The following is a 2,776-nucleotide window of genomic DNA, read 5'->3' on the forward strand; positions in this document are numbered from 1 at the left end:
AGCCGCCGATCGCCGCCAGCATCGGGCGCCGCATCGCGATCGTCGACCCCATGCACGGCCGCGCGAGTCGGTGCGCCACGCCGAACACCGCGCCGGGAAGGAATTGCCAGCTCAGCCCCGCCGCGCCGACCCGCGACCAGAAGCCCCCGTCGCCGCGCCCGTAATAAGCGAGCGTCACCGCCCCCACCCCCGGACGGTCGAGCGCGGAGAGCAGCCCGGCGAGATAATCCGGGCGTGCCGCCATGTCGCTGTCGCTCAGCACGATCACGTCATGCGCGATATGCGGCTCGAGATTGATGAGGTTGGCGACCTTGCCGTTGGCGCCGTGCGGGGTGGGATCGACCACCAGATCGATCCGCGCCTGCGGGAAGCGCACCTTGAGCGCCGCGACCGCGGCGATCGCGGGATCGTCCGCGCGCTGCACCCCGCACAAAAGCTGGATCGGGCCGTCGTGATCCTGTTCGAGAAAGCTGGCGAGATTGTCGACAAGGCGCGGCTCGGCGCCGTGGAGCGGCTTGAGTAAGGTCACGCCCTCGCTACGCCGGCCGGCGGGGACCGGGTGCGCGAAGAACCGTCGCATCGTGAAGGCGGCCGCGATCATATAGAGCGTCCCGAGGACGCTCAGGCCGAGCAAAACCCAGCCCATCACATTGATAATCGCCACGAACCCCATGCGGGCTCCCTATCCCACCCGTTCTCGCGTGGGTAGGGGCCAGACCGAGCATCCTTTCGCCCTCCCCTCCCTTGAACAAGGGGTCAGGGGTGGGTTGGCCTGCGGGGATATCGTTCGGGTGCCCCCCATACCCACCCACCCCCGGCCCCTCCCTTCACCAGGGAGGGGAGAGAAATGCACCAGATTGTCCTGATCGACTTTCGACCCTAGAGCCACCCGCGTGAGTTCGCCCGCCCCCTCGCTTACCCTCGTGACCGGCGTGTCCGGCTTCGTCGGCTCGGCGGTCGCCCGCGCGCTGGCGGCGGAGGGGCACCGCGTCCGCGGGCTGGTCCGCGCTTCCAGCCCCCGCGCCAATCTGCACGATTTCCCCGGCGAACTCGTCGAGGGTGACGCGCGCGATCCGGCCAGCGTCGCGGCGGCGATGCGCGGCGTCCGCCACCTGCTCCACGTCGCCGCCGATTATCGCCTGTGGGCGCCCGACCCCGAGGAGATTGTCCGCAACAATCGCGCCAGCACCGAAACGGTGATGCGCGCCGCGCTCGCCGCGGGGGTCGAACGCGTGGTCTATACGTCGAGCGTCGCGACCCTGCGGCCGCGCGACGACGGCCCCGCCGACGAAACCCGCGCCGCGACCCCCGAACAGGCGGTCGGCGTCTACAAGCGCAGCAAGGTGGTGGCCGAGCGGCTGGTTGAGGCATTGGTCCGCGACGAAGGGCTGCCGGCGGTGATCGTCCAGCCCTCCACCCCGATCGGTCCGCGCGACGTCAAGCCTACCCCGACCGGGCGGATCATCGTCGAGGCGGCGAGCGGGCGGATGCCGGCCTATGTCGATTCGGGGCTCAACCTCGTCCATGTCGACGATGTCGCGGCGGGGCATGTGCTTGCGCTGGAACAGGGCCGCGTCGGCGAACGCTATATCCTCGGCGGGCAGGATGTGATGCTCGGCGAGATGCTGGCAGAGATCGCCGAGATCGTCGGGCGCAAGCCGCCGACGGTGCGCATCCCGCGCGCGCCGCTCTTTCCGCTCGCCTGGGCGAACGAGCAGATCGCGCGGGCGACCGGCGGCAATCCCTTCCTCACGCTCGATTCGCTGAGGATGGCGAAATATCGCATGTTCTTTTCCTCGGCGAAGGCCGAAGGCGAGCTCGGCTATCGCGCGCGGCCGTATCGCGCGGCGCTCGAGGATGCGGTGGCGTGGTTCCGGCAGGCGGGGATGATCCGGTGATCTGGAGCTGGATTGCAGGGCTCTCGCTGGCGATCTGGCTGGTACTGGTGTTCGCGCGGCACGGCTTCTGGCTGGCGCGCGAGCGCGACACGCGCAACCTGCCCGCCGCCCCGGCGTCCTGGCCCGATGTCGTCGCGGTCGTCCCGGCACGCGACGAGGCGGCGCTGATCGCGCGGTCGCTCGGCAGCCTCGCCGCGCAGGATTATCCCGGCGCGTTCCGCATCATCCTGGTCGACGATTCGTCGAGCGACGGCACCGGCGATATCGCCCGCGCGCTCGCGTCGCCGCGGGTCGAGGTGGCGCAGGGCCTACCCCTCGCCGCCGGCTGGACCGGCAAGCTCTGGGCGGTCGCGCAGGGGGTGGAGCGCGCCGGCGCCTCGCCTACCTATCTCTGGCTCACCGACGCCGATATCGAGCACGCGCCCGATACGTTGCGGATGCTCGTCACCCGCGCCGAGGCGGGTAAGCTCGCGCTCGTCAGCCTGATGGCACGGCTGCATTGCGCCACTCTCGCCGAGCGGATGCTGATCCCGGCCTTCGTCTTCTTCTTCCAATTGCTCTATCCGTTCGGGCTGATGAACCGCGCGACCGGGCCGGGCGGCGCGGCCGGCGGCTGCATGCTGGTGCGGCGCGAGGCACTGGAAGCGGCAGGCGGGATCGCCGCGATCCGCGACGCGCTGATCGACGATTGCACGCTCGGCGCGTTGCTCAAGCGGCAGGGGCGCATCTGGCTCGGGCTGACCGATCGCTCGCGCAGCATCCGCCCCAATGACGGCTTCGGCGCGATGGCGGCGATGATCGCGCGCTCGGCCTATGCCCAGCTCGGCTATTCGCCGCCGCTGCTGGCGGGGACGATCCTCGGGCTGGCTGTGGTCTAT

The 2,776-nt window shown here is 70.4% G+C and carries 2 protein-coding genes and 1 pseudogene; 2 read left to right on the forward strand and 1 reads right to left on the reverse strand.

The window, feature by feature from the left end; genetic code table 11:
• Nucleotides 1-34 precede the first annotated feature (34 nt).
• Nucleotides 35-673 (reverse strand): annotated as a pseudogene (locus BGN95_RS00875) (glycosyltransferase); the annotation flags it as partial.
• 220 nt (nt 674-893) lie between these two features.
• Here BGN95_RS00875 and hpnA point away from each other — a divergent pair.
• A complete protein-coding gene (gene hpnA, locus BGN95_RS00880; RefSeq protein ID WP_286771340.1) occupies nt 894-1,898 on the forward strand; it encodes a hopanoid-associated sugar epimerase in 1,005 nt (334 codons plus the stop codon).
• Nucleotides 1,898-2,776, forward strand: an 879-nt coding sequence (locus tag BGN95_RS00885) for a glycosyltransferase (RefSeq protein ID WP_502688227.1), incomplete at its 3' end; no start/stop codon positions are given. The genes hpnA and BGN95_RS00885, both read left to right, overlap by 1 nt.

This window comes from Sphingomonas sp. 66-10 (assembly GCF_001897045.1).
In the GTDB taxonomy this organism is placed as follows: Bacteria; Pseudomonadota; Alphaproteobacteria; order Sphingomonadales; family Sphingomonadaceae; genus Sphingomonas; species Sphingomonas lycopersici.